The organism is Acinetobacter sp. AS167, from assembly GCF_037152175.1.
GTDB lineage: Bacteria > Pseudomonadota > Gammaproteobacteria > Pseudomonadales > Moraxellaceae > Acinetobacter.
Genome location: NZ_JBBCMP010000010.1, coordinates 103,491 through 127,155, shown reverse-complemented (window position 1 = coordinate 127,155; position 23,665 = coordinate 103,491). Strand labels below are relative to the sequence as shown.

Below are 23,665 nucleotides of genomic sequence, written 5' to 3'. Positions count from 1 at the left end.
TCATCCTTTGGGCGCATCAGGTGCCAGACTGGTGACCACTGCCCTAAATCAGCTTGAACAGATCAAGGGGCAATATGCCTTATGTTCAATGTGTATCGGTGTCGGGCAAGGCATCGCGCTCATTATTCAACGTGTTGAGTGAGGTATCCGATGAGCCAGTTATACGCCAGCTTATTTTATCAGCCTGATGTCACAGCAATCTTTAGCGATCATGCCTTATTAGGTTACATGATCCAAGCTGAAGTGGCTTTGGCAAAAGCACAAGCACAAGTGGAGGTGATTCCACTATCTGCTGCTACCATCATTGAACAAGTTGGACAACAAGCCCTAGCAAAAATTGATTTTCAAGCACTGGCAACTGCTACAGCACTTGCGGGAAATATTGCGATTCCTTTCGTAAAGCAATTTACTGCGATTGTAAAACAATACGATGATGACACAGCACGTTATGTGCATTGGGGCGCAACCAGCCAAGACATTATCGATACAGCCACGATTCTGCAATGCCGTGATGCATTAGGGCTGATCGAAAAACAATTACAACAAGCTTATCAAGTTTCATTAGACCAAGCACAACAATATCGTGCCCAAGTCATGATTGGACGGACTTGGTTACAGCAAGCCTTACCGATCACATTAGGGCATAAGTTTGCACGTTGGGCTGCAGCATTTAAACGTGATCTAGACCGTCTACACGAGATGAAAAGCCGAGTGCTTACCGCTCAACTCGGTGGGGCTGTGGGTTCATTGGCATCGTTACAAGATCAAGGTTCAGCCGTAGTTAAAGCCTATGCCGCGGCATTGAATTTAACTTCACCTGAGTGTACATGGCACGGTGAACGTGACCGCATCGTTGAAATTGCCAGTGTACTTGCCCTGATTGTGGGTAATGTCGGCAAAATGGCAAAAGACTGGTCTTTGCTGATGCAAACTGAAATTGCTGAAGTTTTTGAACCCACTGCAAAAGGTCGTGGTGGCTCATCCACCATGCCACATAAACGTAATCCAGTTGCAGCCGCTTGCGTACTTGCAGCAGCCAACCGTGTCCCTGCATTAATGGCAAGTGCCTACCAAAACATGTTGCAAGAACATGAACGTGCTTTAGGCACTTGGCATGCAGAATGGTTAGTGATTCCTGAAATTTTCCAGTTATGTGCAGGGGCTTTAGAACGCACTACGGATGTGCTTGAACATATGCAAGTCGATGCACAAGCCATGCAGCGTAACCTTGAGTGTACTCAGGGTTTGATCATGGCAGAAGCAGCAATGATGGCACTGGCACCCAAAATTGGCCGATTAAATGCGCATCATTTGGTCGAACAAGCTTGTCAGCAAGCCCTCGCGCAACAGCAGCATTTAAAAACAGTGTTGTCAGAAATGACTGAGGTGAATGTTCATCTAAGTTCACAAGCCCTAGATGAGATTTTTAAACCAGCATCTTACTTGGGCAATATTCAGGCACAAATTGATGCAGTACTACAAGCAGCACAAGGAGTGTCTGAATCATGAAAACCAGTATGAAAATTAAGAACCGTCAAGGACATCAACTTGCCGTTCAAGTCCAAGGCTTAAAAGATGCAGCAGTGATCGTGTTTTCTAACTCATTGGGAACTGATCATGGTATGTGGCAAGTTCAAGTAGATGCTTTGGCGCAACACTATCAAATCGTTACTTATGATACCCGTGGGCATGGATTAAGTGATGTGATTGCCAATGGAACATTGCATAACTTTGCTGAAGATGTGATTGATATCTTAGATAGCTTGCACATTGAAAAAACCCATTTTTGTGGAATTTCAATGGGTGGTATTACAGCACTCACACTGGCGATTGAATATCCTGAGCGTTTTTATAGCATTACTGTTGCAAACTCAGCAGCCAAAATCGGCACAGCCGAGGCGTGGAAAGTCCGTGCCGATAGCGTTGAACAACAAGGATTGGCTGAAATTGTCAAAACTACACATACCCGCTGGTTTAGTGAGCATTTTGATTATGCACATGATGTTCTTGCTCAAAAAACCATTCAAAGTTTAGCGGTGACACCTGCACAAGGCTATGCCAATGCGTGTCGAGCATTGGCAGATGCCGATGTTCGAGATCAGCTCAATCAAATTCAAATCCCAACTTTAATTATCGCAGGTCAATATGACCCTATAACGACGGTTCAAGATGCAGAATTTATGCATCAATTCATTCCAAACAGTCAACTTGAAATCTTGGCGGCTTCTCATTTGTCCAATATTGAACAACCACAAGTGTTCAATCAGGCATTGTCCAAGTTTATTCAGAACATATAACCGTCTAGGGTTAGAAAGGAATTCGCCTACAAGGAGGCAACTATGGCACAGGAATTTGCTGCCCCAAAAAATAGTATGGATGCTCAGGCACTCATTAATGATGCACCAATCAGCAAGTATCAATGGATGATTGCAATTATTTGTTTTCTCATTGTATTTGTTGATGGAATCGATACTGCTGCAATGGGTTTTATTGCCCCTGCTTTAGCACAAGATTGGGGGATTGATCGCTCTCAACTTGGACCTGTGATGAGTGCAGCACTGGGTGGAATGATCATTGGTGCGTTGGTTTCAGGACCTACTGCGGATCGTTTTGGACGCAAGATTGTATTAACCATTTCAATGTTGATCTTTGGTGGCTTTACCTTGGCATCCGCCTATGCCCCAAACTTAGACAGTTTGGTTGTACTGCGCTTTTTAACGGGTATTGGTCTAGGCGCAGCAATGCCAAATGCCACCACATTGTTTTCCGAATACTGTCCGAACCGTGTTCGTTCACTGCTCGTGACCTGTATGTTTTGTGGCTATAACTTAGGTATGGCAACAGGTGGTTTTGTCAGTAGTTGGCTAATTCCTACCTTTGGTTGGCACAGCTTATTCTTGCTAGGCGGTATTTCACCTTTAATCCTAATGGTATTGGTGATTGTGCTGTTACCTGAGTCATATCGCTTCTTGATTGTTAAGGGGCGAGATGCTGTAAAAGTTCGCAAAATCCTAAGTCATATTGCTCCTGAAAAAGTACAGCTTGCTGACAGTTTTTATATCCCAGATGAACAGTCTGCTGTAGCACAAAAGAAAAATGTATTTGGCATGTTGTTTTCTCAAAAATTTGCCAAAGGCACCGTATTGTTATGGTCAACCTACTTTATGGGCTTGGTCGTGATTTATCTACTGACCAGTTGGTTACCAACCTTGATGCGTGAAACGGGCGCAACCATGGAACGCGCAGCATTTATCGGCGGTCTGTTCCAGTTTGGTGGTGTATTGAGTGCGTTATTTATTGGTTGGGCAATGGATCGTTTTAACCCTAACCGCATTATCTCAGCATTCTATTTTATTGCAGGCTTATTTGCTGTTGCCGTAGGTCAAAGTCTCAGTAACCCAACCTTATTGGCAATTCTGGTGTTATGTGCGGGTGTGGCAATCAATGGGGCACAGTCTGCAATGCCAGCGTTAAGTGCCCGTTTTTACCCTACTCAATGTCGTGCAACTGGTGTGGCATGGATGACAGGGATTGGTCGTTTTGGCGCAGTGTTTGGGGCTTGGATTGGTGCTGTTTTGTTGGGCAATGATTGGTCTTTTACCGCGATCTTAAGCTTATTGATGATTCCTGCAACCGCTGCGGCTGTGGCAATTTTTGTTAAATCCTTAGTGGCGCATACCGATGCAACCTAACTTTCTCAGATCAGAAATAAGATCACAAAGGGGGGACAATTTCAATGAATGATGAACAACGTTACCAACAAGGGCTAAAGGTTCGCACCGAAGTATTGGGTGAAAAACATGTCGGTCGTTCTTTAGAAAATTTGAATGACTTTAACCAAGATTTTCAAAACTTTATTAGCCGTTTTGCTTGGGGGGAGGTGTGGTCACGTGAAGGTTTACCACGTCATACCCGCAGTTTAGTCACCATTGCTATTCTGTTGGCATTGGGACGAGAAGATGAACTCAGAATGCATCTCCGTGCTTGCTTTAACAATGGTGTTACCAAGGACGAACTCAAAGAACTGATTTTACACAGCTCATTGTATGCAGGACTGCCAGCCGCAAATGCTGCAATGCACATGGCTGAAGATGTTTTTAAAGAACTCGGAATAGAAGTGCAACCTGTCGCTGCACAACAACAGGATTAAGGAGATAGGCATGTTAAGTCATACATTGGGTGCGTATCCGCAACGAAATACAGAAGATCACCCGCCAGCATATACACCTGGCTATAAAACCAGTGTATTACGCTCGCCAAAAAATGCATTGATCTCGATTAATGAAACATTAACTGAAGTAACTTCACCGCATTTTTCACCTGAAATTTTTGGTGCAAAAGACAATGATTTGATTTTGAACTATGCCAAAGAAGGGCTCCCTGTCGGTGAGCGAATTATTGTGCATGGTTATGTGCGTGACCAGTTTGGTCGCCCTGTGAAAAATGCCTTATTGGAAGTTTGGCAAGCCAACGCATCGGGTCGTTATCGCCATCCAAATGATAAATTTATTGGCGCAATGGATCCTAACTTTGGTGGCTGTGGTCGTACCTTAACCGATGAAAATGGTTTTTATATTTTTCGTACCATTAAACCGGGTCCATATCCGTGGCGTAACCGAATCAATGAATGGCGTCCCGCACATATCCATTTTTCATTAATAGCAGATGGTTGGGCACAACGTTTAATTTCACAGTTCTATTTTGAGGGCGATACCCTGATAGATACTTGTCCGATTTTAAAAACCATTCCATCTGAAGATCAGCGTCGTGCCTTGATCGCATTAGAAGATAAAAACAATTTCATTGAATCAGATAGTCGTTGTTACCGCTTTGATATTCATCTGCGTGGTCGTCGTGCGACTTATTTTGAAAATGATTTGACTTGAGGAACTCACACAATGAATGCATGGAATTTTCAGGAAATTAAGGAAACCCCATCACAAACAGGTGGTCCTTATGTGCATATTGGTTTATTGCCACAACAAGCCAATATTGAAGTGTTTGAACATAGCTTCGATAACCAGTTGGTGAAGGAACATACCCAAGGCCAACGTATCCGTATTGAAGGTCAAGTGTTTGATGGGCTGGGTTTACCATTACGAGATGTCTTATTGGAAATCTGGCAAGCCGATGCCAATGGGGTTTATCCAAGTCGGGCAGATACCCAAGGCAAAACAGCGGATGCGCATTTTCAGGGCTGGGGACGTACAGGCGCAAATTTTGAAACAGGTTTTTGGAGTTTTGACACCATTAAACCGGGTGCTGTGGCAGGGCGTAAAGGTACGACTCAAGCACCGCATATTGCAGTCGTGTTATTTGCCCGTGGGATAAACATTGGTTTGAATACCCGTATTTATTTTGACGATGAAGTTGAAGCCAATGCCAATGATGCGGTACTGAACAGCATTGAGTGGGCAGTCCGCCGCCAAACTCTGATTGCAAAACGCAGTGAAGAAGATGGTGAAATCGTGTATCGCTTTGATATTCGCATTCAAGGTGAAGACGAAACCGTATTTTTTGATATTTAACGCGCCTAAAAAATTTAGGATCAAATTAGATACTTGGAAACATTATCCGTAACCTTCGTTGGATCAACAAGATATTGTTATCTGCGATAAACAGGATAGTTAAAAGGATTGAACAGGTTTTGTGGTGAGGGGTAAGGCTCCGCAAGATGGTTTTCTTGCGAAGCTTCACTTCTCCTTTTTCCGAAAGAAAAGGAGGTCGAACCGAAGGTTTATCCTGTCATTAAATGGAAACTTGGTAAGACTCCAAAAAACCAAAACAAATCTATTAAGGAAGATGAAAAAATGAAACTACAAAAACTTGCAGCATTGACGCTTGCACTTAGCTCCATATTTACCTTTCAAATGACACAGGCGCAACCTGTTTCACAAAGCCCAGTTGAACTTGCAGAACTGGCAAAACTCCCAGTAAAAACCATTGTCCCGATTACAGCAAAAACCAAAGAGCAGGCCTTAGCACAAGCAAAAATCATTGCCAATAATCCAGATGCCGATTTGGCTGAGTTCCGCATAGATCTCCTCAACTTTGCCAATAACACCAAACAAGTGATTGCATTGGGTCATGACCTTAAACAGATTCTGGGTTCTAAGCCCATGATTGCGACCATTCGTACTCATAATGAAGGGGGGCAGTTGACCATAAGTGATGCGGATTATGGCAAAACCTATCAAGCCTACTTACGCCAGCCCTTTATGGACATGCTGGATGTTGAAATGTTTCGAGATCAGCAAGTGGTAAAAAGCACTGTTCAATTGGCCCATCAACAAAAAGTATTGATTGTGATGTCCAATCATGATTTTAAACAAACACCTCCAGAAGCTGAGATCGTGCAACGTTTGCTTAAACAAGATCAGCTTGGTGCAGATATTCTTAAAATCGCAGTAATGCCACAAAGCAAACAAGATGTATTTACCTTAATGAATGCAACCTTAAAAGTCAGTCAACAATCTAAAAAACCATTGCTGACGATGTCGATGGGTAAACTCGGAACGGTTTCTCGCATTGCTACCGCCAATATGGGGGGCAGCTTTAGTTTTGGCATGATCGGTGAAGCTTCTGCGCCTGGCCAAATTGATGTGACCCAACTTAAACAGTTATTAAAAGTAGTTCAACCTACACCATAATTTAAAAGGATTTTTTAGACATGAAAATGATTTCGTTACGTTTAACCACATTGGCACTTGGCTTAGCGGTTTCTAGTTTAACAATGGCAGAAAGCTATGTAGTAGATCGCTATCAAGATGATACAGAAAAAGGCTCATTACGTTGGGCGATTGAACAAGCCAACAGCAAACCGAGTGAAGCTAGTGAGATTTTGATTCAAGCAGTTGGGCAAGCACCGTATGTGATTAAGGTCAACAGTCCACTGCCAGAAATTAAAGCACCTGTAAAAATCATGGGTACACAATGGGCAAAAACAGGTGAGTTTATTGCGATTGATGGCTCAAATTATATTAAAGGTACAGGCGTAGAAGCTTGTCCGGGTGCTGTCGAAGGGCAGTTCGGAACCAATGTTCGTACCACAACTTTACCGGGTATTGTGTTACGTGACATCAACGGGGTGAGCATTCAAGGACTAGAGATTCGTCGTTTTTGTATTGGGATATTGATGAACCGTGCAAGCAATAACCTGATCCAAAATAACCGTATTATGCACAACTATGGCGGTGCAGGGGTGATGTTGACAGGGGATGATGGTAAAGGTAATCCGACTGCGACCACCACCAATAACAACAAAGTGTTAAATAACTATTTCCAAGACAATGGTGATGGACTTGAATTAACTCGTGGTGCGGCATTTAACTTGGTTGCCAATAACCACTTTATTTCAACCACTGCAAACCCAGAGCCATCACAAGGCATTGAAATTCTATGGGGCAATGACAATGCAGTGATTGGCAACAAGTTTGAAAACTATTCAGATGGCTTACAGATCAACTGGGGCAAACGCAATTATATTGCCTATAACGAACTGACCAATAATTCCAACGGCTTTAACCTCACGGGTGATGGCAATATTTTTGACAGCAATAAAGTCCATGGCAATCGTGTTGGGGTTGCCATTCGTTCAGAAAAAGATGCCAATGCGCGTATCACATTAACCAAAAACCAAATTTGGAATAATGGCAAAGACATCAAACGCTGTGAAGCGGGTGGGAGCTGTGTGCCCAATCAACGTTTAGGTGCAATCATTTTTGATATTCCGGGATTAGAACATGCGCACTTTGTCGGTTCACGGGGGCATGGCGTGAAAATTGACCCAGCAAACTTACAAAAGACCTGCCAGCAACCCAATGAACAAGGCTGTAATGCCCAACCGAATCAAAATATTCAAGCACCTAAATTGACCTTAGCAAAAGGTCAAATTGCGGTAGAGGTAAAAGGACAACCGAACCAACGTTACCAAGTTGAATTTTTTGGAAACTCACAAGCAAGCGCACATGAAGCCGAGTTTTATTTAGGCTCAAGCACTGTTGCAACCAATGCTCAAGGCACAGCAACCGTTACTTGGAAACCGACAGTGAAAGTTGCATCGATCACCGCCAGTATCACAGATCGTTTAGGTGCAACATCTGAACTTAGCTCAGCGCTAAAACTTAAATAAAAGTAAGGATGCTTAATATGAGTACAAATTCTTTATCTCTTAAACTTAGTTGCTTGGTAGTTGCAGTTTGTACGGCTCAGAGCAGTTTTGCTGAGCAAGGCTGGTCACAAGATCGCCAATGGTTATTGGGCGATTGGAATGGACAACGCCAACAACTGGAAAAAGATGGTTATAAATTTACCGCTTCGATCATGAGTCAAGCTGCGACCAATTTAGATGGTGGCTATAACGATGACAACAGCTTTGAAAACGCAGCACAACTGGCTTTAGGCGTAAACTTTGATTTAAATAAAATTGCAGGCTGGAAAGACACCACCGCCAATATTTTAATTACCAAACGTGACGGTAACGCTTTAACTTTGGAGCGTATCAAAGACCCTCGTTCTAGCGCTTTAGGCAATTCACAAGAAATTTATGGACGCGGCAAAATTTGGCGTTTAACCCAAGCATGGGTAAAAAAAGGTTTTGCTGACAATACCGTTCAATTCAAGGTTGGACGTATGGGCATGTCAGATGACTTTAATGGTTCACAATGTGAGTTCCAAAACTTATTACTTTGTGGTGGGCAACTTGGCAAATCCATTGGCTCAATTTGGTACAACTCACCCGTAGGCTTATGGGGAACCAATGTCAAATACCAATTCGCACCTGAGTGGACATTGGGTGTTGGTGTTTATGAGGTGAATCCTGACAATATTAAAACTGGCAAAAATGATGGTTTTAACTTGGATATGAATAATGTCAAAGGTGCCATTATTCCAGTAGAACTGGCATGGAGACCAAAACTAGCAGCATTTGATGGTTTAGCAGGCGAGTATAAAGTTGGTGCACTTTACTCGACCGCTGAAGCCAATGATATCGCGATCGCTGGAAAGGTACATGATAGCAAACATAGTTTTTGGATTAATGCACAACAACAACTCAGCCAAAAAGGGCAGGATCCAAAACGTGGTTTGTTCCTAAGCTTTAACGCCGTTGTTAATGATAAAGCCACCACCGCAGTACAAAGTACGCAACAACTTGCACTTTGGTATAAAGGGCCTTTTGACAGTCGTCCAAATGATTCAATCGGATTTGGTGTAGCAAACTATATAGTCAATGATCGTTATAAAAATCGCCAAATTGAAACCAATAGTAGCCGTGGCTATGACCAATACGACATGTTTGCGGCAGATTATGTGCCCGTTCAACGTGATGAACTCAATGTTGAATTGAACTACACCTACCAATGGTCACCTGCGGTCATGTTACGACCGAACCTACAATATATCCATCAGCCTGCGGGTGTAAAAGAAGTGGATGATGCATGGGTTGCAGGTTTGAGCATGCGTGTGAATTTCTAATCTAGGAGTATGACCTATGACTAAGTCTACAAGCTCTCATACCGTATTAAAAATATGGTGTTTTATATTAGGTTTGGCTTTGCTACTGACAGGGCTATTCTTTACCGTTGGCGGTGCAAAATTAGTGACACTCGGAGGATCATGGTATTTCGTGATTTCTGGTGTGTTGACGCTTGCATCAGCCATTTTTATTTTTAAGAAAAAAACACTGGGAGTCTGGCTATTTAGCTTAGTTTTTGTGGGAACCATCATTTGGTCATTGCTAGATGCGGGTTGGGAGTTTTGGCCTTTATTTTCGAGACTAATGTTTCCAGCAGGTCTCTTTGCTGCATTGATGTTTAGCCTACCCGCAATTCGTCGCTACCAGTTTCAACCGAGTGCAAGCTTACCTGCGTATGGCTTAGGGGTAGTTACGGTTCTTGGTATGTTGATTGGACTTTATCAAATGTTCCAACCGCATCCAACGGTGGCGGCATCAGGTCAAGAATTGCCATTAGTTCCTGTTAAAACCGATATGAAACAAAGCAATTGGCAACACTATGGTCAGGATGCTGGGGGCAGTCGTTTTGCCGCACTCGACCAAATCACCCGCGACAATGTTCATCAATTAAAAGAAGCGTGGCGTTTTCGTACTGGTGATTTTACCACAGGCTCAGGTAATGGGGCAGAAGATCAAATGACCCCGTTACAGGTGGGTAATAAGATTTTCTTATGTACGCCACATAACAATATTTTTGCTTTAGATGCAGATTCGGGTAAACAACTGTGGAAAGCAGAGGTCAACTCGAAATCAGATGCATGGGAACGATGTCGTGGGGTTGCCTACTTCGATTCAACTCAACCTTTAAGTCAACCGACTTTGGCGGGTGCAACACCTGTCCAAGCTGTGGCAAACAATACCGCTTGCTTACGCCGTGTTTATACCAACACACCTGATGGACGCTTAATTGCGGTCAATGCAGACACAGGTGAACGTTGTAAAGATTTTGGTGTTGATGGGACGGTTGATTTACTTAAAGGTTTGGGTGAAGGAACCACCGCGCCACGTTTTGAAGTGACCTCCGCTCCGACTATTGCGGGCACAGTGATTGTGGTTGGTAGTCGTATTGCAGATAACCTTGCCGCAGATATGCCAGGTGGGGTGATTCGTGCTTATGATGTGATCACAGGTCAATTGCGCTGGGCATTTGATCCACGTAATCCTGATCCAAACTATGTGTTAAAAGAAGGTGAAACCTATAAACGCAGTTCAGCAAACTCTTGGGCTGCAATGTCATATGACCCTAAGATGAACACGGTATTTTTACCAATGGGGAGCTCTTCAGTGGATGTTTGGGGGGGCAATCGTCAACCTTTGGATCATAAATACAATTCATCTGTATTGGCTTTAGATGCAACCACAGGTAAAGAAAAGTGGGTTTATCAAACCGTTCATAATGACTTATGGGATTTTGATTTACCAATGCAACCAAGTTTGGTTGATTTCCCTGCGAAAAATGGGACTAATCAACCAGCCGTGGTGATTGGAACCAAATCTGGACAATTCTTTGTATTGGATCGCTTAACAGGTAAACCTTTAACCAAAGTGATCGAACAGTCAGTGAAGGCTGCCGATATTCCCGGTGAACAATATAGCCCGACGCAACCACGTTCAGTTGAAATGCCACAAATTGGTAATCAAACTTTGACTGAATCGGATATGTGGGGGGCTACACCATTTGACCAACTAATGTGCCGTATTGGATTTAAAACCATGCGTTATGAAGGCTTATATACAGCACCAGGTAAAGACAAATCTTTAAGCTTCCCAGGCTCTTTAGGTGGCATGAACTGGGGCAGTATCGCCTTTGATCCAAGTCATCAATACATGTTCGTCAACGACATGCGTTTAGGTTTATGGATTCAGTTGATTGAGCAGACACCTGAAGATTTAGCAATTCAGGCAAGTGGTGGCGAGAAAGTCAATACAGGCATGGGCGCTGTACCCATGAAAGGTACGCCGTATAAAGTCAATAAAGATCGTTTTTGGTCTAAGTTAAATATTCCATGTCAAAAACCACCATACGGTACTATGACCGCCATCGATATGAAAACGCGCCAGATTGCTTGGCAAGTTCCAATGGGAACGGTTGAAGATACTGGACCAATGGGCATAAAAATGGGCTTAAAGGTACCAATTGGTATGCCAACGATTGGGGGCCCAATGGCAACACAAGGTGGCTTAGTGTTCTTTGCCGCAACGCAAGATTACTACTTACGCGCGCTGGATTCATCGTCAGGTCAAGAGTTGTGGAAATCACGCTTACCAGTCGGTAGCCAAGGAACACCTATTAGCTATGTTTCACCAAAAACAGGCACACAATATGTGATGATCACTGCCGGCGGTGCTCGGCAATCTCCTGATCATGGTGACTATGTGATTGCTTATAGTTTGAAATAAGCTGCAGTAAAACGTTAAAAAACAAAACTGCAATCGTTCAACGGTTGCAGTTTTTTATGGGTTTAAAATTTAAAGAGCTTAGACATACATTTGTATACTCATCGAAATAATAATAATTTTTGACTTAAGCATCGTTGGAAGCAACAGACACCGAGTTTAGCAATTTCCTCTGTCGATAATGTAAATAGAGTTATCTACACAACATCATCAAAAAGCTCGATATCTGAGTGAATTAAACCGAGAATACAACTTCAATATTTGTTTTTCACGAATTTCGAATAACGCTTATTTTTTAAATAAATTCTGATTTTCTTGTAAAAAAAATTTAATATACACTATAAAGAAAACTTTGATCACTCAATAGGCTTTGTTGCGCAATCCTATCTCTAAAGGTTGACTCCATACTATAATTTTCAAATGAATAAGCCTCGCCCTAAAATTTACCGTACTCTTAATTGGTCTTCATACAACCAAGCTCTCATTAATCGTGGCAATATTGCCATTTGGTTTGATCCCAATACTCAGTGGTATGAACAACCGCAAGGCAAACAAGGTCGAAATCAAACCTATTCAGATATAGCGATCTAATGTTGTTTAATGATGAAATCCTTATTCCGTCTGTCTTTAGGTATGGTCACGGCTTTGTTCAAAGTCTCATTCTTCTTTGCTGATGAGATTGCTCAACAACATTGAAAAAATTTCTGTATGACAAAGCCAAAGAACTGCAACTTCTATACTTTATTCTTGAAAAAAATAGTTTCTAGTATTTCAAACAGCGTTTATTTCTGTATTTAAGTCTTATTTTTAATATGAATGAGATTTTTTTCATTAAAAAAGAGCATTTGATCGTTAAATGCTCATAAAAAATAAGTGAATACCAAGCTTATTTTTAAAATAAGTAATCATTAGAAGCATAAATTTATAAGGAATTCGAGAAAATTATAATAATGTATAGCGATTTAATTAGTCTTTTTTATCTGTGATAATTAATTTTAATGAAGGATTTTTATTAAAATTGAGCAATATTTAACTTGAAATAAATGGAAAGTATGAGTGAATTTTATTAATAAATTTTGATTTTTAATTTAAATGTATCTTGGGTGATTTGGCTTAATCATATGTTTTGAGTGTTATTGAGGTGGGTGATATTGTTATATTTGGTTTAAGGATAAATTTTGTAATATCTGTGTTTGTCTTTTTATATAATAAAAATAGCATTTTTAATTGTGAAAAATTATTTGATTTATATTGTTTTGTTTTTATGAATTATTTAAAGTAAATAAATAAAATAATCATGATTCTTAATTTTTATTTGCGTGATAAGTAATTGAAATAAGAGATATTGTGATATTTATTTATTTTTGCTAGGATGTTTATTTATTTTAAACTGTTCTTTATTTATAAGTGTAAGGTGAAGATTAAAATAAATTGAAAGTGGTTTTGTAGGGGGTATTATTTTTTGTGGCTATCGATTTTAAGCGTGATATGCACGACATAATAAAACCGTCTTATCATTTTTTTTAAAAAGTTAAAGAGGTTTATTGAATGAAGAAGTTAACATTGCCAGCATTAGGCACTCTAGCTTTAAGTTTAGCATGTTCAAGTGTTTTTGCAGCAGACGGAACAATTACAATTAACGGTATGATAACTGATGAAACTTGTACATTAGCGGGCTCTGGATCTGGAGTAAACGGCAGTCAAAATTTAGTTTTGACCTTAGACACTGTACTTAAGTCAACCTTTACTGCGACCAATATGACTGCAGCGAGAAAAAACTTTAGCCTACAGTTAAAAAATGCTGCAGGCACAGGTAATTGCGACGCATCAACAAATAAAGCACTAAAAGGTTTATACCTGAGTCCAATTTCTACAGCTGACTTAGACACCACTGATAAAACTTTATTAGTGAATAAAGCAACAGAAGGTGGTGCTTCTATAGCAAATCCAGTTTATATCCAAATTTTAACAGATGCAGATATTGCTGTTAATCTTTCTGAGCCTTGGGGTGTCCAAGCTAAAAGTGCAATTACAGGGCTTGCAGCGGATGGTAGTGGTACCGCCACCATGCTTTACAAAGCACAGTATGCGAGCAAGACAGGAACTGTAAGTGGACAAAACGTGACTGCAGTTGTCAACTATACGTTGCAATACAATTAATTTTTGAATCTGTTTGCTAGAGGGGGAAATAATGCGTTACCTAAAAATTGCTGGATTCATTTACTTGATGATGTCATTTGCTTATGCCGGTGTCTCAATAGATGGTACTCGCATCATTTTCCCAGCTGAATCCAAAAGTGTAAATGTCCAGCTCCGAAATGCCTTTGACACTCCATCACTTGTACAAGTGTGGATAGATACTGGGGATTCAGAAAAGATTCCCAAGGCAAGTGAAGTTCCTTTTATTCTAAATCCACCATTGACTCGAGTTGAAGCACGAAAAGGTCAGATTATTCGAGTTATTCCTTTGGATATTAAAAAATTACCGCAGGATCGTGAATCTATTTTTTGGTTCAATATGATGGATATTCCACCAGATGATCCAGCACTGAAAGATAAAAACTATTTATCTTTTACAGTAAGAACGCGGATAAAACTATTTTACCGACCTAGTGAGTTAGCCATGACAGCATTTTTGGCACAGCAAAGCGTGCAGTTTAAATATGATCAAGGTGCTCAAAACGTAAGTATGAATAATCCAACACCTTATTATCTGACTGTGGTTCAAATTGAAAGTGGTAAAAACCAGGCATTTAGCTCAGCAGACCAAGCTATTATGTTGGCACCTTTTACTCATGTAATTCTGAAAGATTTTAAACTGGATACCTCAACTAAAAAAATCGTTTACGAGGTGCTTAATGATTTAGGTACATTACAAACATACGAAACAACAATCCAATAAATTTATTATTAAGACATTTTTTAATAATTTCACTAAGAATTTGAAAAATAGCTTTGAAGTTCTGTTGCCTTTTTTATAGGGCGCTAGCAATAAAACAGTAATGATGAGCAGGTTATTACTATGCTGAATTTTAAAAAGTCTGAACTTTTTTTAATGTTGATGTCAACTGTTACTGTTCAGACTTCAGCTGAAGACGTGCAATTTTCTCATGCTGATACAAATACAGATGGTCATTTAATTACCCAAGATAATAGTCAGCTTATTGCTCAGAACTATAATGAATTAACGGCTAGTAATAATGACTTTACTACGTTTAATGCAGCCTCATTGTTTGGTGAGCAAACCAATGTAGATTTAAGTGGTTTCACCTCTCGAAACTTTGTAGCGCCTGGTCAGTATTTGGTTCATTTGTCAGTAAATGGTGAATCTTTGGACACTGTAAATGTGCATTTTGATCACTTGGATGGACAGAAATCGGCAGTATTATGTTTATCACCAGACTTGCTTGATCGTTTGGATTTAAAAGATAACTTCCGTGCAACGTTGCCGAATAAACCCTGTTTGACCATGAAAACATTGGATGCCGATGCCTACAAAGATTTTAATCTTGCAGAATTAAAACTGGCTTTATCTATTCCTCAGGCTTTACGTGAGGAACGTCCAGAAGGTTATATCAATCCTAAATTATTTAATAATGGTGTTAACTCTGGTTTTATTGGCTATGCGTTTAACTACAATCGTGATGAAGATCAAGAAAGTAAATATTTAGGCTTAAATGGCGGTTTAAATTTAGCGGGTTGGTTTTATCGTCACTCAGGTGCTTTTGAGTCAAAAAACTCAGGTTTGGGCCAATACCATTCAGATCAAAATATTCTCTACCGCGATATTACTCCAATAAACTCACGTTTGAGTGTGGGGCAATTTAATACCATGACGTATCGTCTGGATAACTTGCCGATCGTCGGTGCTCAAATCAGCTCTGAACAAGACATGTTGCCATGGGCTTATCGTCAGTATGCACCTGTGATTGAAAACTTCGCCTACACCAATGCGGTGGTGAGGATATTTCAAAATGCACAGAAAATTTATGAGCGTACAGTCCCACGTGGCGCATTTAAAATTAATGATCTCAATGCTGCAAACGGTGATTTAACTGTTGAAATCACCGAAACAGGAGGAGAAAAGAGGACATTTATTGTGTCTCTGCAAAGTAATCAAGACTTAGTTCGCCAAGGACGTTATAACTACAGCGTTGCGGGTGGTCGTTATCGTACTCGAACAGAAATCACCGATGATAAATTATTCCAAGGTAGTTTTAATTATGGTTTGACTAATAGTTTGACCCTCGGTACTGGTTTAAATATCAGCAATGGCTATGCCAGCGGCTTGGGGATGTTGGCATTAAATATCCCTATTGGTGGTGTGACTACGATCATTGAGCATACAAACTCAGAGCTATTTGGTAAAAGTTACCAAGGGACGAAATATGCCTTAAATTATCGTTATGCATGGATTCCTCAAAGTTTCTATTTATATGCAGATTATGCCAAATATAATCGTGATTACATGAGTATTTCTTCACACCTCTTTCAGCGTAATCGAACTATACTAACTGAAAGTGAATATGATAACTTTTTATATAACTATAATTTAAAAGAAAATATCGGCATCAGTATTTCTAAATCCTTAGCGGATACTCGGTGGGGAAATATAAACCTGAGTGCGCGTAGAAACACCTATTGGGATGATAACCAGGATTATTACCAATATAACCTAAGTTATGGTAATAATTGGAAAAAAGCCAGCTACAATATTGGCTTAAGCCGTACCGATTACACTAATCGTGAGCATGAACGCAGCACCACCGCTTTTTTTTCTATCTCGATTCCACTGGAATGGCGTAAACAGAAGATGTATGCAAGTTCTAGTGTACAGCGTAACGAAAATGATCAAGTCACTTCAAATGCAAGTTTGTCTGGTATAGCAGGTGCCAATAATGAGATTACATTTGGTTTAGGTGTTTCCGATGCACAGAACAATACCCGTTATAATGGCAATATTAGTTACCTCTTGCCTATGATGAATGTTGGGTCAACGATCTCGTCTGATTCACATAGCATACAGTACTCATTGTCAACACTGGGTGCAGTGGTTGGACATCGTTATGGCTTAACCCCTGTTAACAGCTTGCCAGAAACATACACCATCATCCATGCTAAAAATGGCAAGGGTGCCAATGTGGAAAATGCATGGGGCGTAAAAGTCGATCGCTTTGGTAACGCTATCTATCCATTTAACTCCGCCTATAGCAAAAATACCATTACTTTGGATCCGAAGAATTTACCTACAAACGTGACATTGGAATCCAATCAGAGCGATGTAATTCCGCGTAAATACAGTTCGCAGTTGGTTGAATTTAAAGCCAATAAATCCAGTAATTTACTATTGCGTATCCATTCAACGCAGCGGCAAGATTTGCCAATGGGCAGTCAGTTTAAAGATAGCGAGAATAATACAATTGGAATTCTTGGGGCAGGCAATCAAGTGATTGTTAACAAAGAACAGCCATTAATGAATACCAGTCGTGTGCTCTGGGGTAGCAGTGAAAATGAAAGCTGTCAGATTGCACCGATTTCTAAACAGCAACTCGAACAAAAAACCACAGTGAACTTCAATATTGTTGATGTGGAGTGTAAATAAATTATGAATAAGCTTTTTTGGTTCTCTGTTCCATTATTATTTGCATTATCACAGTCTGTACTTGCGACTATTGCGAACTGTAACACATCTAGTTCAGTGACTTTTAATCGAGTGGTTGGGACAATTAGTAATTTTCCTTATGATCAGGCCATTAATAGTTTAGATTCGGAATCTATGTTACTGAGTTGCACTCCATCTGTGGCGGTACGTTCTACATTTGCTGCTATAACAGGCAGGACAGATTTGGTGGGCAACAGTCCTTTTTCAGTTGGACCCGATATTAAAATTATAGGTTCAATTACAGATCCTACAGCTTTAGCAGCAGCCAAGATTTGGTTAATGAATAATTTAAAAATTTCTTTTAATTTGCATGATGGTAATCATAGCCCTCCAATGATGCAAAATATATTATCTATGAATACTGATTATAATATTTTACCCAATACTGGTTTAGGTACACCTGTGACAATTGCAGGTGAATCTTATTTTAGAGGATCAACAAATGCTGGAACAGCGATTGCTGCTGTAAGATCCTCAATATTCAATTTTAAATTACTTTCGACTTATAAACCTTCTGCTGCAGTGATTGATGCTTTGAATAATGCTATAGTTCAAATTCATTTGGGTACAATCAGCTATAAGTTTGATGATTATAATGGTTCAACAATCAAGCCAAGTGGGGTCCCTAAAACAGGAACAACAGAAGTATATGTAAACCTAAGGATGAGCTTTACACTCCCGACTTGTACAATGTCGAATCAAATCGTAAATTTAGCGACTGTACCCACCAGCATATTAAGCAGTAATCAAACTGCCAATGAAAAGAATTTTAATGTCAGCATAAACTGTACGACTACAATGCCTAATAAAATATTATTGGCAATGATTACAGATAGCTATACACCAAATAATATAAATAATAAGGGTATTTTAACAAACCATCCTGCTTTAGCAAACCGTAGTAATGTGGATGTGCAATTACGAGATGCGACTGACACACCAATGGCGATTGGTAGCCAAAGTTCTTTTTACATAGTACCTACAGGCTCTACTTCGACCACTTTTACCAAAGCGCTAAAAGCGAGATATTTCCGTTCAGCAAGCATAGCGACACCAGGTCTAGTACAAGCCCAAGCGACAGTATTTATAGATTACAAATAATTTAAACTTATGTAATAAAAAAGTATTGGGCTAAAGATTGAAAATCATATTTCAATATTAGGTTTTGATATTCCAGAGGAAAATTAATTTAAAAATGATTTATTTAAAATATTATATATATTTAGATTACTTGCCATTTTAAAAGCTAAATCTATTAAACAAGTTTTGTTGGGTGCATTGCATTTCTTTAATTAACCAATCTCTAAAAATAATTTTTCGATGATCTTCTTCAATCGGTGTGGAGGAGAGTAGGTAGTATGCTGAATCATCTAAATCTAGATATTTTTCGACTTGAATAAAATCATGTTCCAGTTCATGTTCAACCATAAAACCCGATACGATAGTTTGCCCCAAGCCAGATAAACAGGCTTCGATACATAAGTAGAAATGGTCCAGCTCAATCGTATTAAGCTTTGAAATTTCAGGATGTGCTTTGAATAAATAGTTTTTAAATTTTGGTCTTGAGGTACTTAAGATTAAATTAGAGGCGTTCTGTTGATTGGAATTTACTAAAAACATAAATTCATCTGCAATTTTCTCGCTAAAAAGATGATTTGCCCATACAAAATCATTTCTTCGTATGGCAAGGTCTATATTTTGATTTTGAAAATCTAAGTGACCACCACCAGTTAAAAGTGTGATGCCAAAACCAAGGTCTAACTCATTAAATTTCATCATTCTTGGAATTAACCATTTCATTGAAATCGTTGCCTCACAAGACACTGTTAAGTTGTTGTTTTTATATTTTTGTTGGCGAATACCGATAATACAATTGTCGAGTTGATTAAATACATTTTGACAGCAATCTAACAAAACCTTGCCTTCAGCGGTAAGAATCAAAGACTTATTTTTTCTTTCAAATAAAGTAATATTTAACAACTCTTCTAAATTTTTAATTTGTCGACTTACAGCACTTTGTGTCACATACAATCGTTCAGCAGCGATCGTGACACTTCCTTCGATAGCAACATAATAAAAAAACTTTAGTGAATTAAGTGATAACCTCTCTATCATACTAAAAACCCTGGTAAACCATACTGAATTGAAGGTTGTAAATAGATATTAATTCTTTATTAAATAAACTAATTCATATTATTACTTTGTGTGATAATTATCAATATATTTGCGTGTTAAGAAAGTAAAATAAAATCAATTTTTGCTATGACATACACATTTTCCATACATGTTATATAAAAATAGTGCAGGTAAATATTTTAATTGAACTTCAGCTTGATCAATAAAATAGATATCTTGATTTTTTTTGTCTATAATAGTGAGAAAACTATTCTGTCGGTCTAAAGTAGTTCCACTTATTGTTTTTAATGTATTATCAAAATTCTTGTTGAAAAACCTAATATTGAAAAAGACTTCTGTTCCGGCTTTGATTTGCAACTTTGATATGTTTTTTAATAAACCGCAGTGTTTGCATGTCCATTTTCTTGTTTTAAATGATATTTCTGGTTTAAACATTTGGTTCCTCTTTTAGTATATTGTGCTTGATTTGAAATGAGAAAAATAAATTTTCATTATTTTTTTTTGGAATGTTCTATAACATTATTAAAGTCATAAGAATGAATATATTTTTCCAAGTATTGTTGAGTTTTATGTAATTCCTCAATGAGCCAATTTTTAAATACAATTTTTCGATAATCTTCTTCAAATGGAGAGGAAGATAGAAGATAATAAGATGAATTATCATAAAATGGTGCAATAATAGGTTGAAGTTTATTATGCTTTAATTCATTTTCGATCATAAAGCCGGAAGCAAAAGTTACTCCTAAACCAGATAAGCATGCTTCGATACATAAATAAAAATGGTCAAGTTCTTTATATTTGAGATGATTTATTCTATCTTTAATTTGATTCATTTTTAGCAGACTTCCCCAAAACTTTGGTCTTGATGAAGAAATTAATAAATTATCTCCAATATGGTTAGGATTTTGAATAAAGAACATTATTTCATTGACCAATTTAATGCTATAAATATGTTCTTTCCAATGAAAATCATCTCGACAAATTGTGATATCAGTAGTATTTAAATCGTATAATTTGTTATTGGTTATAATTTTGATTTTAAATGATTTATCTAGATTATTGAAGCTTTTTAAACGAGGGATTAGCCACTTCATACACAGCGTGGATTCACATGAAATAACCAGATCATTTAATTCTGTATCTCTATTGTTTAGTTTGATGAGGCATTTATCTATTTCATGAAAAATATTTTGGCAACAGTTAAGTAATAATAAACCTTCATTGGTGATTTCAATCTTTTTCCCTTTGCGTATAAAAAGCACCGTATTTAAATTATCTTCTAAATTCTTAATTTGACGACTGACTGCACCATGAGTAACATTCAACTTTTTTGAAGCAATTGTTAAACTTTCGTAAATTGCGGCATAATAAAAAAACTTAAAAGAATTTAAGGAAATTCTTTTTTTGAGCATAAAAGTTTCTCATATTTAAATTAAATAAGCTTGATTGTGATCACTAAGACCGATCTTAAATAATATATAGTGAAGATATACTTAGCAATAAAAATAATTTGATAATTAATCATGTGTAGTTGTGATAAAAAGTAATGGATAATTTTTTGATAAATCTAATCCAAAACATTTACTAAAATTATAATTTTTTTAAGAAATTTTAAATTTTATATTATTCGAATAAATTTTTCATATTTTTTGAATTGTAAGTGAGGTTTTTAGTAAATCTTTAATTTTAACATGAATTATTTAAATGGTTGTGGAAGTGTGAAATGTAATCTAAATATTGTAAAAATTTTTTTATTTTTTAAATTGTTTTTTTGGGTTTCTTAAATTTTATAATTTATTTTTATTGATTAATGTGGTTCAAAAGTAGTTTGAAATATTGATGGTTTTTGTGATGGGGTGAAGTAATTTATTTATTTGAATGATCTTACTATTTTTTTTATTTTAATGTGGTTGAATTTTATTCTTGATGCTTTATGAAATTAAAATTGATTCATCGTAACTATTTATTTTTATAAATGATTAAATTAGTAAGATGTATTGAAGTTAACATAAACCATAACTTTTTATGACGGTCTTGCGATGAAAATTAGATTTTTTATTGTGATTATTAATGGCGGAATACGTTACTTTCAACATGACATTACTCAATGTAGCTTATAGGCTAAGTGTTGATAATGAGGATCAAGTTATTGATTTAAATCCGAACTGTACAACGAGTTTAGCGACTGATATTGAAAAATTAACAGCTATATCATTCAATATTTAATTGCTTGATTGTGATGCTTTACATATATCTAGCGGTATTTCTTTTGCATTCATTGGTTGAATAGTAAGTACAAACAGTAAATGCTTGGCAGTAAATGGTGATGTTGGTAATGCATCTGCTACAACAAATGCGGGTATAGAAATCTCAGATCCTGATTCTTAAATTTTAACTGTTGAGGGTAGTAATTATTCTACTGAAAAGTACTCAATGAGGGTACAAATACATGACAAAGCCTTATAACAATAGGTGTTTCTACAGTCTGTAAAGCTAATGATGATGTAACTTTGAGATCAGTGATAACTCAAGATAAATTAAAATTTTAATTCGGATTTATCATAAAAATGTGTTGATTTCATATGAGTAAATAATTATCTGTGTAGTGGGTATGTTTTGGTCAATGAATAGCTATGCAGACAATTATGTATTTGTCTGCATAGCCCATTTTAATAGCAGCTTTGTGATTCCAAGTTGTGTATTTGCTTAGCCAGTAAATTTCAAACATATAGCCTGTTTAGATGCAAATGCACGTTTGCAATTGAATATTTCAAACAGCATTTCAATAAATATTATGATTGTAAGCTTAGTTTAACATTGACCTATCGTTGCAACAGATAATCAACCTACAGCTCGAACTTTTCGAGCAAGGAGCTTTCTACGGATTAATCTTGATTAGGAGTCTAGAATGAAATTGATAACTAAGGCGTTGGTTAAAGTTGCATCTGTTGGGGGATTAATGTGTTTAGTTATAGCTAGACAAAGCAGTACTACTTTAGGGATATAAAATATTAGCTTAAACCGCTGTAAATTAAGCGTAATACAAACGATTTTTTTGCTGAACATGTATATGATGCAACAGGGGAATGAGTATAATTGTTGTAGCTAAAAGAAATGTCCCAAATAGACTATAAAATAAGATACGGAATTGCTTGACCTTACAATTATGGAAACTTTTATCATGGCGTTACCATTTAATGTAGGAGTCTAGCATGGAATTTTATATCGCAAATATGACCTGTGGTGCTTGCGCGCGTCGTATCACTAAAGCAATTCAGTCTTTAGATACTAAGGCGGAAGTTATCGCAGATCCACCTAGTCGCAGTCTCAAAGTGAAAACCAGTGTTACTGAAGATGATTTAAGAGACAACTTAACCGCAGTGGGTTATCCCCCACGCTAAAGGCTATATGATAAAAAAGCGACCAAATGGGTCGCTTTTTTATTTGAGTAGTCATTGTTAAAGCTAAGCATTCAATCTTTTTTTACTTTTTGTTGAGCAAGGGGTGAAAAAGATAAAGAATCATTTTGATGATAGGTTTCTTCTAATGCAATTTTTTGCTGTTGCAATCCATCGAGAATAGGACAATTCGGTCGTTCATCACCAGCACAACAATTAATCAAATCTTGTAAAGTGTTGGTCATTTTCTGTAGTTCTTGAATCCGAATTTCTAACTTCTCGATATGTGAGAGTGCCATTTGTTTGACATCTGCGCTTTGTCGATTCTTATTGTTCCATAAATCCAGCAGATCTGCGATTTCTGCAACTGAAAATCCAAGCGATCTTGAACTTCGAATGAATTTTAAGCGTTCAGCATCCTGAGTTGTATATGAGCGGTAACCTGCATTACTTCGACCCACTATAGGAATAAGACCAATTTGTTCATAATATCGAATCATTTTGGCTGATATCCCCACACTTTGAGACAGTTTTCCAATATTCATTAAGATTTCTCTC

The 23,665-nt window shown here is 38.0% G+C and carries 19 protein-coding genes and 2 pseudogenes; 17 read left to right on the top strand and 4 right to left on the bottom strand.

Annotation, left to right across the window (positions count from 1 at the left end; all coding sequences use genetic code 11):
• The 16 genes and pseudogenes from WFN33_RS15810 to WFN33_RS15735 form a co-directional block, all read left to right on the top strand.
• Positions 1 to 142 (top strand): annotated as a pseudogene (locus WFN33_RS15810) (acetyl-CoA C-acyltransferase); the annotation flags it as partial.
• 8 nt (positions 143 to 150) lie between these two features.
• Complete coding sequence (gene pcaB / locus WFN33_RS15805; protein ID WP_336953957.1) at positions 151 to 1,509, top strand: 3-carboxy-cis,cis-muconate cycloisomerase; 1,359 nt, start codon at positions 151 to 153, stop codon at positions 1,507 to 1,509.
• A gap of 8 nt (positions 1,510 to 1,517) precedes the next feature.
• Positions 1,518 to 2,297 carry a 3-oxoadipate enol-lactonase gene (pcaD, locus tag WFN33_RS15800; protein WP_336953960.1) on the top strand — a complete coding sequence of 260 codons (780 nt, stop codon included), beginning with the start codon at positions 1,518 to 1,520 and terminating at the stop codon, positions 2,295 to 2,297.
• 42 nt (positions 2,298 to 2,339) lie between these two features.
• Positions 2,340 to 3,692: an MFS transporter gene (locus WFN33_RS15795; protein ID WP_336953956.1), complete on the top strand. Its 1,353-nt coding sequence runs from the start codon at positions 2,340 to 2,342 to the stop codon at positions 3,690 to 3,692.
• 44 nt (positions 3,693 to 3,736) lie between these two features.
• Positions 3,737 to 4,150 (top strand): 4-carboxymuconolactone decarboxylase, encoded by a 414-nt coding sequence (gene pcaC, locus WFN33_RS15790; RefSeq protein ID WP_336953955.1) that lies wholly within the window; start codon positions 3,737 to 3,739, stop codon positions 4,148 to 4,150.
• A gap of 10 nt (positions 4,151 to 4,160) precedes the next feature.
• On the top strand, positions 4,161 to 4,886 hold the full coding sequence (gene pcaH / locus WFN33_RS15785) for a protocatechuate 3,4-dioxygenase subunit beta (RefSeq protein ID WP_004722139.1): 726 nt from the start codon (positions 4,161 to 4,163) through the stop codon (positions 4,884 to 4,886).
• A gap of 12 nt (positions 4,887 to 4,898) precedes the next feature.
• Complete coding sequence (pcaG, locus tag WFN33_RS15780; RefSeq protein WP_336953954.1) at positions 4,899 to 5,528, top strand: protocatechuate 3,4-dioxygenase subunit alpha; 630 nt, start codon at positions 4,899 to 4,901, stop codon at positions 5,526 to 5,528.
• 282 nt (positions 5,529 to 5,810) lie between these two features.
• Positions 5,811 to 6,650, top strand: a complete 840-nt coding sequence (gene aroD, locus WFN33_RS15775; RefSeq protein WP_336953953.1) for a type I 3-dehydroquinate dehydratase — start codon at positions 5,811 to 5,813, stop codon at positions 6,648 to 6,650.
• A gap of 20 nt (positions 6,651 to 6,670) precedes the next feature.
• A complete protein-coding gene (locus tag WFN33_RS15770) occupies positions 6,671 to 8,131 on the top strand; it encodes a right-handed parallel beta-helix repeat-containing protein (RefSeq protein WP_419328174.1) in 1,461 nt (486 codons plus the stop codon).
• A gap of 17 nt (positions 8,132 to 8,148) precedes the next feature.
• Positions 8,149 to 9,474, top strand: coding sequence for a carbohydrate porin (locus WFN33_RS15765; protein WP_336953952.1), 1,326 nt, complete (start codon positions 8,149 to 8,151; stop codon positions 9,472 to 9,474).
• 16 nt (positions 9,475 to 9,490) lie between these two features.
• Positions 9,491 to 11,914 carry a glucose/quinate/shikimate family membrane-bound PQQ-dependent dehydrogenase gene (locus tag WFN33_RS15760; protein WP_336953951.1) on the top strand — a complete coding sequence of 808 codons (2,424 nt, stop codon included), beginning with the start codon at positions 9,491 to 9,493 and terminating at the stop codon, positions 11,912 to 11,914.
• A 417-nt stretch (positions 11,915 to 12,331) separates the two neighbouring features.
• Positions 12,332 to 12,582 (top strand): annotated as a pseudogene (locus tag WFN33_RS15755) (transposase); the annotation flags it as partial.
• Positions 12,583 to 13,459: 877 nt separating this feature from the next.
• Positions 13,460 to 14,071 carry a fimbrial protein gene (locus tag WFN33_RS15750; protein WP_336953950.1) on the top strand — a complete coding sequence of 204 codons (612 nt, stop codon included), beginning with the start codon at positions 13,460 to 13,462 and terminating at the stop codon, positions 14,069 to 14,071.
• Between the two features lie 31 nt (positions 14,072 to 14,102).
• A complete protein-coding gene (locus WFN33_RS15745) occupies positions 14,103 to 14,813 on the top strand; it encodes a fimbrial biogenesis chaperone (RefSeq protein WP_336953949.1) in 711 nt (236 codons plus the stop codon).
• A 120-nt stretch (positions 14,814 to 14,933) separates the two neighbouring features.
• Complete coding sequence (locus tag WFN33_RS15740; RefSeq protein WP_336953948.1) at positions 14,934 to 17,513, top strand: fimbria/pilus outer membrane usher protein; 2,580 nt, start codon at positions 14,934 to 14,936, stop codon at positions 17,511 to 17,513.
• 3 nt (positions 17,514 to 17,516) lie between these two features.
• Positions 17,517 to 18,674: a fimbrial protein gene (locus tag WFN33_RS15735; protein WP_336953947.1), complete on the top strand. Its 1,158-nt coding sequence runs from the start codon at positions 17,517 to 17,519 to the stop codon at positions 18,672 to 18,674.
• A gap of 138 nt (positions 18,675 to 18,812) precedes the next feature.
• On the opposite strand, the gene WFN33_RS15730 is transcribed toward WFN33_RS15735, so the two are convergent.
• From WFN33_RS15730 to WFN33_RS15720, 3 genes are all read right to left on the bottom strand, one after another.
• Complete coding sequence (locus WFN33_RS15730; protein ID WP_336953946.1) at positions 18,813 to 19,688, bottom strand: LysR family transcriptional regulator; 876 nt, start codon at positions 19,686 to 19,688, stop codon at positions 18,813 to 18,815.
• A 135-nt stretch (positions 19,689 to 19,823) separates the two neighbouring features.
• Positions 19,824 to 20,144 (bottom strand): hypothetical protein, encoded by a 321-nt coding sequence (locus WFN33_RS15725; protein WP_336953945.1) that lies wholly within the window; start codon positions 20,142 to 20,144, stop codon positions 19,824 to 19,826.
• Positions 20,145 to 20,200: 56 nt separating this feature from the next.
• Positions 20,201 to 21,121, bottom strand: coding sequence for a LysR family transcriptional regulator (locus WFN33_RS15720; RefSeq protein WP_336953944.1), 921 nt, complete (start codon positions 21,119 to 21,121; stop codon positions 20,201 to 20,203).
• Between the two features lie 1,800 nt (positions 21,122 to 22,921).
• On the opposite strand from WFN33_RS15720, the gene WFN33_RS15715 reads away from it, so the two are divergent.
• Positions 22,922 to 23,110, top strand: coding sequence for a heavy-metal-associated domain-containing protein (locus WFN33_RS15715; protein ID WP_336953943.1), 189 nt, complete (start codon positions 22,922 to 22,924; stop codon positions 23,108 to 23,110).
• 71 nt (positions 23,111 to 23,181) lie between these two features.
• Here the strand turns inward: WFN33_RS15715 and cueR are convergent, their stop codons facing one another.
• Entirely contained in the window at positions 23,182 to 23,652 is a 471-nt protein-coding gene (gene cueR, locus WFN33_RS15710) for a Cu(I)-responsive transcriptional regulator (protein WP_336953942.1), read from the bottom strand.
• Between the last annotated feature and the right edge of the window lie 13 nt (positions 23,653 to 23,665).

What these genes read in the sequence shown, in the direction of transcription:
- pcaB (WP_336953957.1), top strand. Translation starts at nt 151, where the DNA reads ATGAGCCAGTTATACGCCAGCTTATTTTATCAGCCTGATGTCACAGCA.
- pcaD (WP_336953960.1), top strand. Translation starts at nt 1,518, where the DNA reads ATGAAAATTAAGAACCGTCAAGGACATCAACTTGCCGTTCAAGTCCAA.
- WFN33_RS15795 (WP_336953956.1), top strand. Translation starts at nt 2,340, where the DNA reads ATGGCACAGGAATTTGCTGCCCCAAAAAATAGTATGGATGCTCAGGCA.
- pcaC (WP_336953955.1), top strand. Translation starts at nt 3,737, where the DNA reads ATGAATGATGAACAACGTTACCAACAAGGGCTAAAGGTTCGCACCGAA.
- pcaH (WP_004722139.1), top strand. Translation starts at nt 4,161, where the DNA reads ATGTTAAGTCATACATTGGGTGCGTATCCGCAACGAAATACAGAAGAT.
- pcaG (WP_336953954.1), top strand. Translation starts at nt 4,899, where the DNA reads ATGAATGCATGGAATTTTCAGGAAATTAAGGAAACCCCATCACAAACA.
- aroD (WP_336953953.1), top strand. Translation starts at nt 5,811, where the DNA reads ATGAAACTACAAAAACTTGCAGCATTGACGCTTGCACTTAGCTCCATA.
- WFN33_RS15770 (WP_419328174.1), top strand. Translation starts at nt 6,671, where the DNA reads ATGAAAATGATTTCGTTACGTTTAACCACATTGGCACTTGGCTTAGCG.
- WFN33_RS15765 (WP_336953952.1), top strand. Translation starts at nt 8,149, where the DNA reads ATGAGTACAAATTCTTTATCTCTTAAACTTAGTTGCTTGGTAGTTGCA.
- WFN33_RS15760 (WP_336953951.1), top strand. Translation starts at nt 9,491, where the DNA reads ATGACTAAGTCTACAAGCTCTCATACCGTATTAAAAATATGGTGTTTT.
- WFN33_RS15750 (WP_336953950.1), top strand. Translation starts at nt 13,460, where the DNA reads ATGAAGAAGTTAACATTGCCAGCATTAGGCACTCTAGCTTTAAGTTTA.
- WFN33_RS15745 (WP_336953949.1), top strand. Translation starts at nt 14,103, where the DNA reads ATGCGTTACCTAAAAATTGCTGGATTCATTTACTTGATGATGTCATTT.
- WFN33_RS15740 (WP_336953948.1), top strand. Translation starts at nt 14,934, where the DNA reads ATGCTGAATTTTAAAAAGTCTGAACTTTTTTTAATGTTGATGTCAACT.
- WFN33_RS15735 (WP_336953947.1), top strand. Translation starts at nt 17,517, where the DNA reads ATGAATAAGCTTTTTTGGTTCTCTGTTCCATTATTATTTGCATTATCA.
- WFN33_RS15730 (WP_336953946.1), bottom strand. Translation starts at nt 19,688, where the DNA reads ATGATAGAGAGGTTATCACTTAATTCACTAAAGTTTTTTTATTATGTT.
- WFN33_RS15725 (WP_336953945.1), bottom strand. Translation starts at nt 20,144, where the DNA reads ATGTTTAAACCAGAAATATCATTTAAAACAAGAAAATGGACATGCAAA.
- WFN33_RS15720 (WP_336953944.1), bottom strand. Translation starts at nt 21,121, where the DNA reads ATGCTCAAAAAAAGAATTTCCTTAAATTCTTTTAAGTTTTTTTATTAT.
- WFN33_RS15715 (WP_336953943.1), top strand. Translation starts at nt 22,922, where the DNA reads ATGGAATTTTATATCGCAAATATGACCTGTGGTGCTTGCGCGCGTCGT.
- cueR (WP_336953942.1), bottom strand. Translation starts at nt 23,652, where the DNA reads ATGAATATTGGAAAACTGTCTCAAAGTGTGGGGATATCAGCCAAAATG.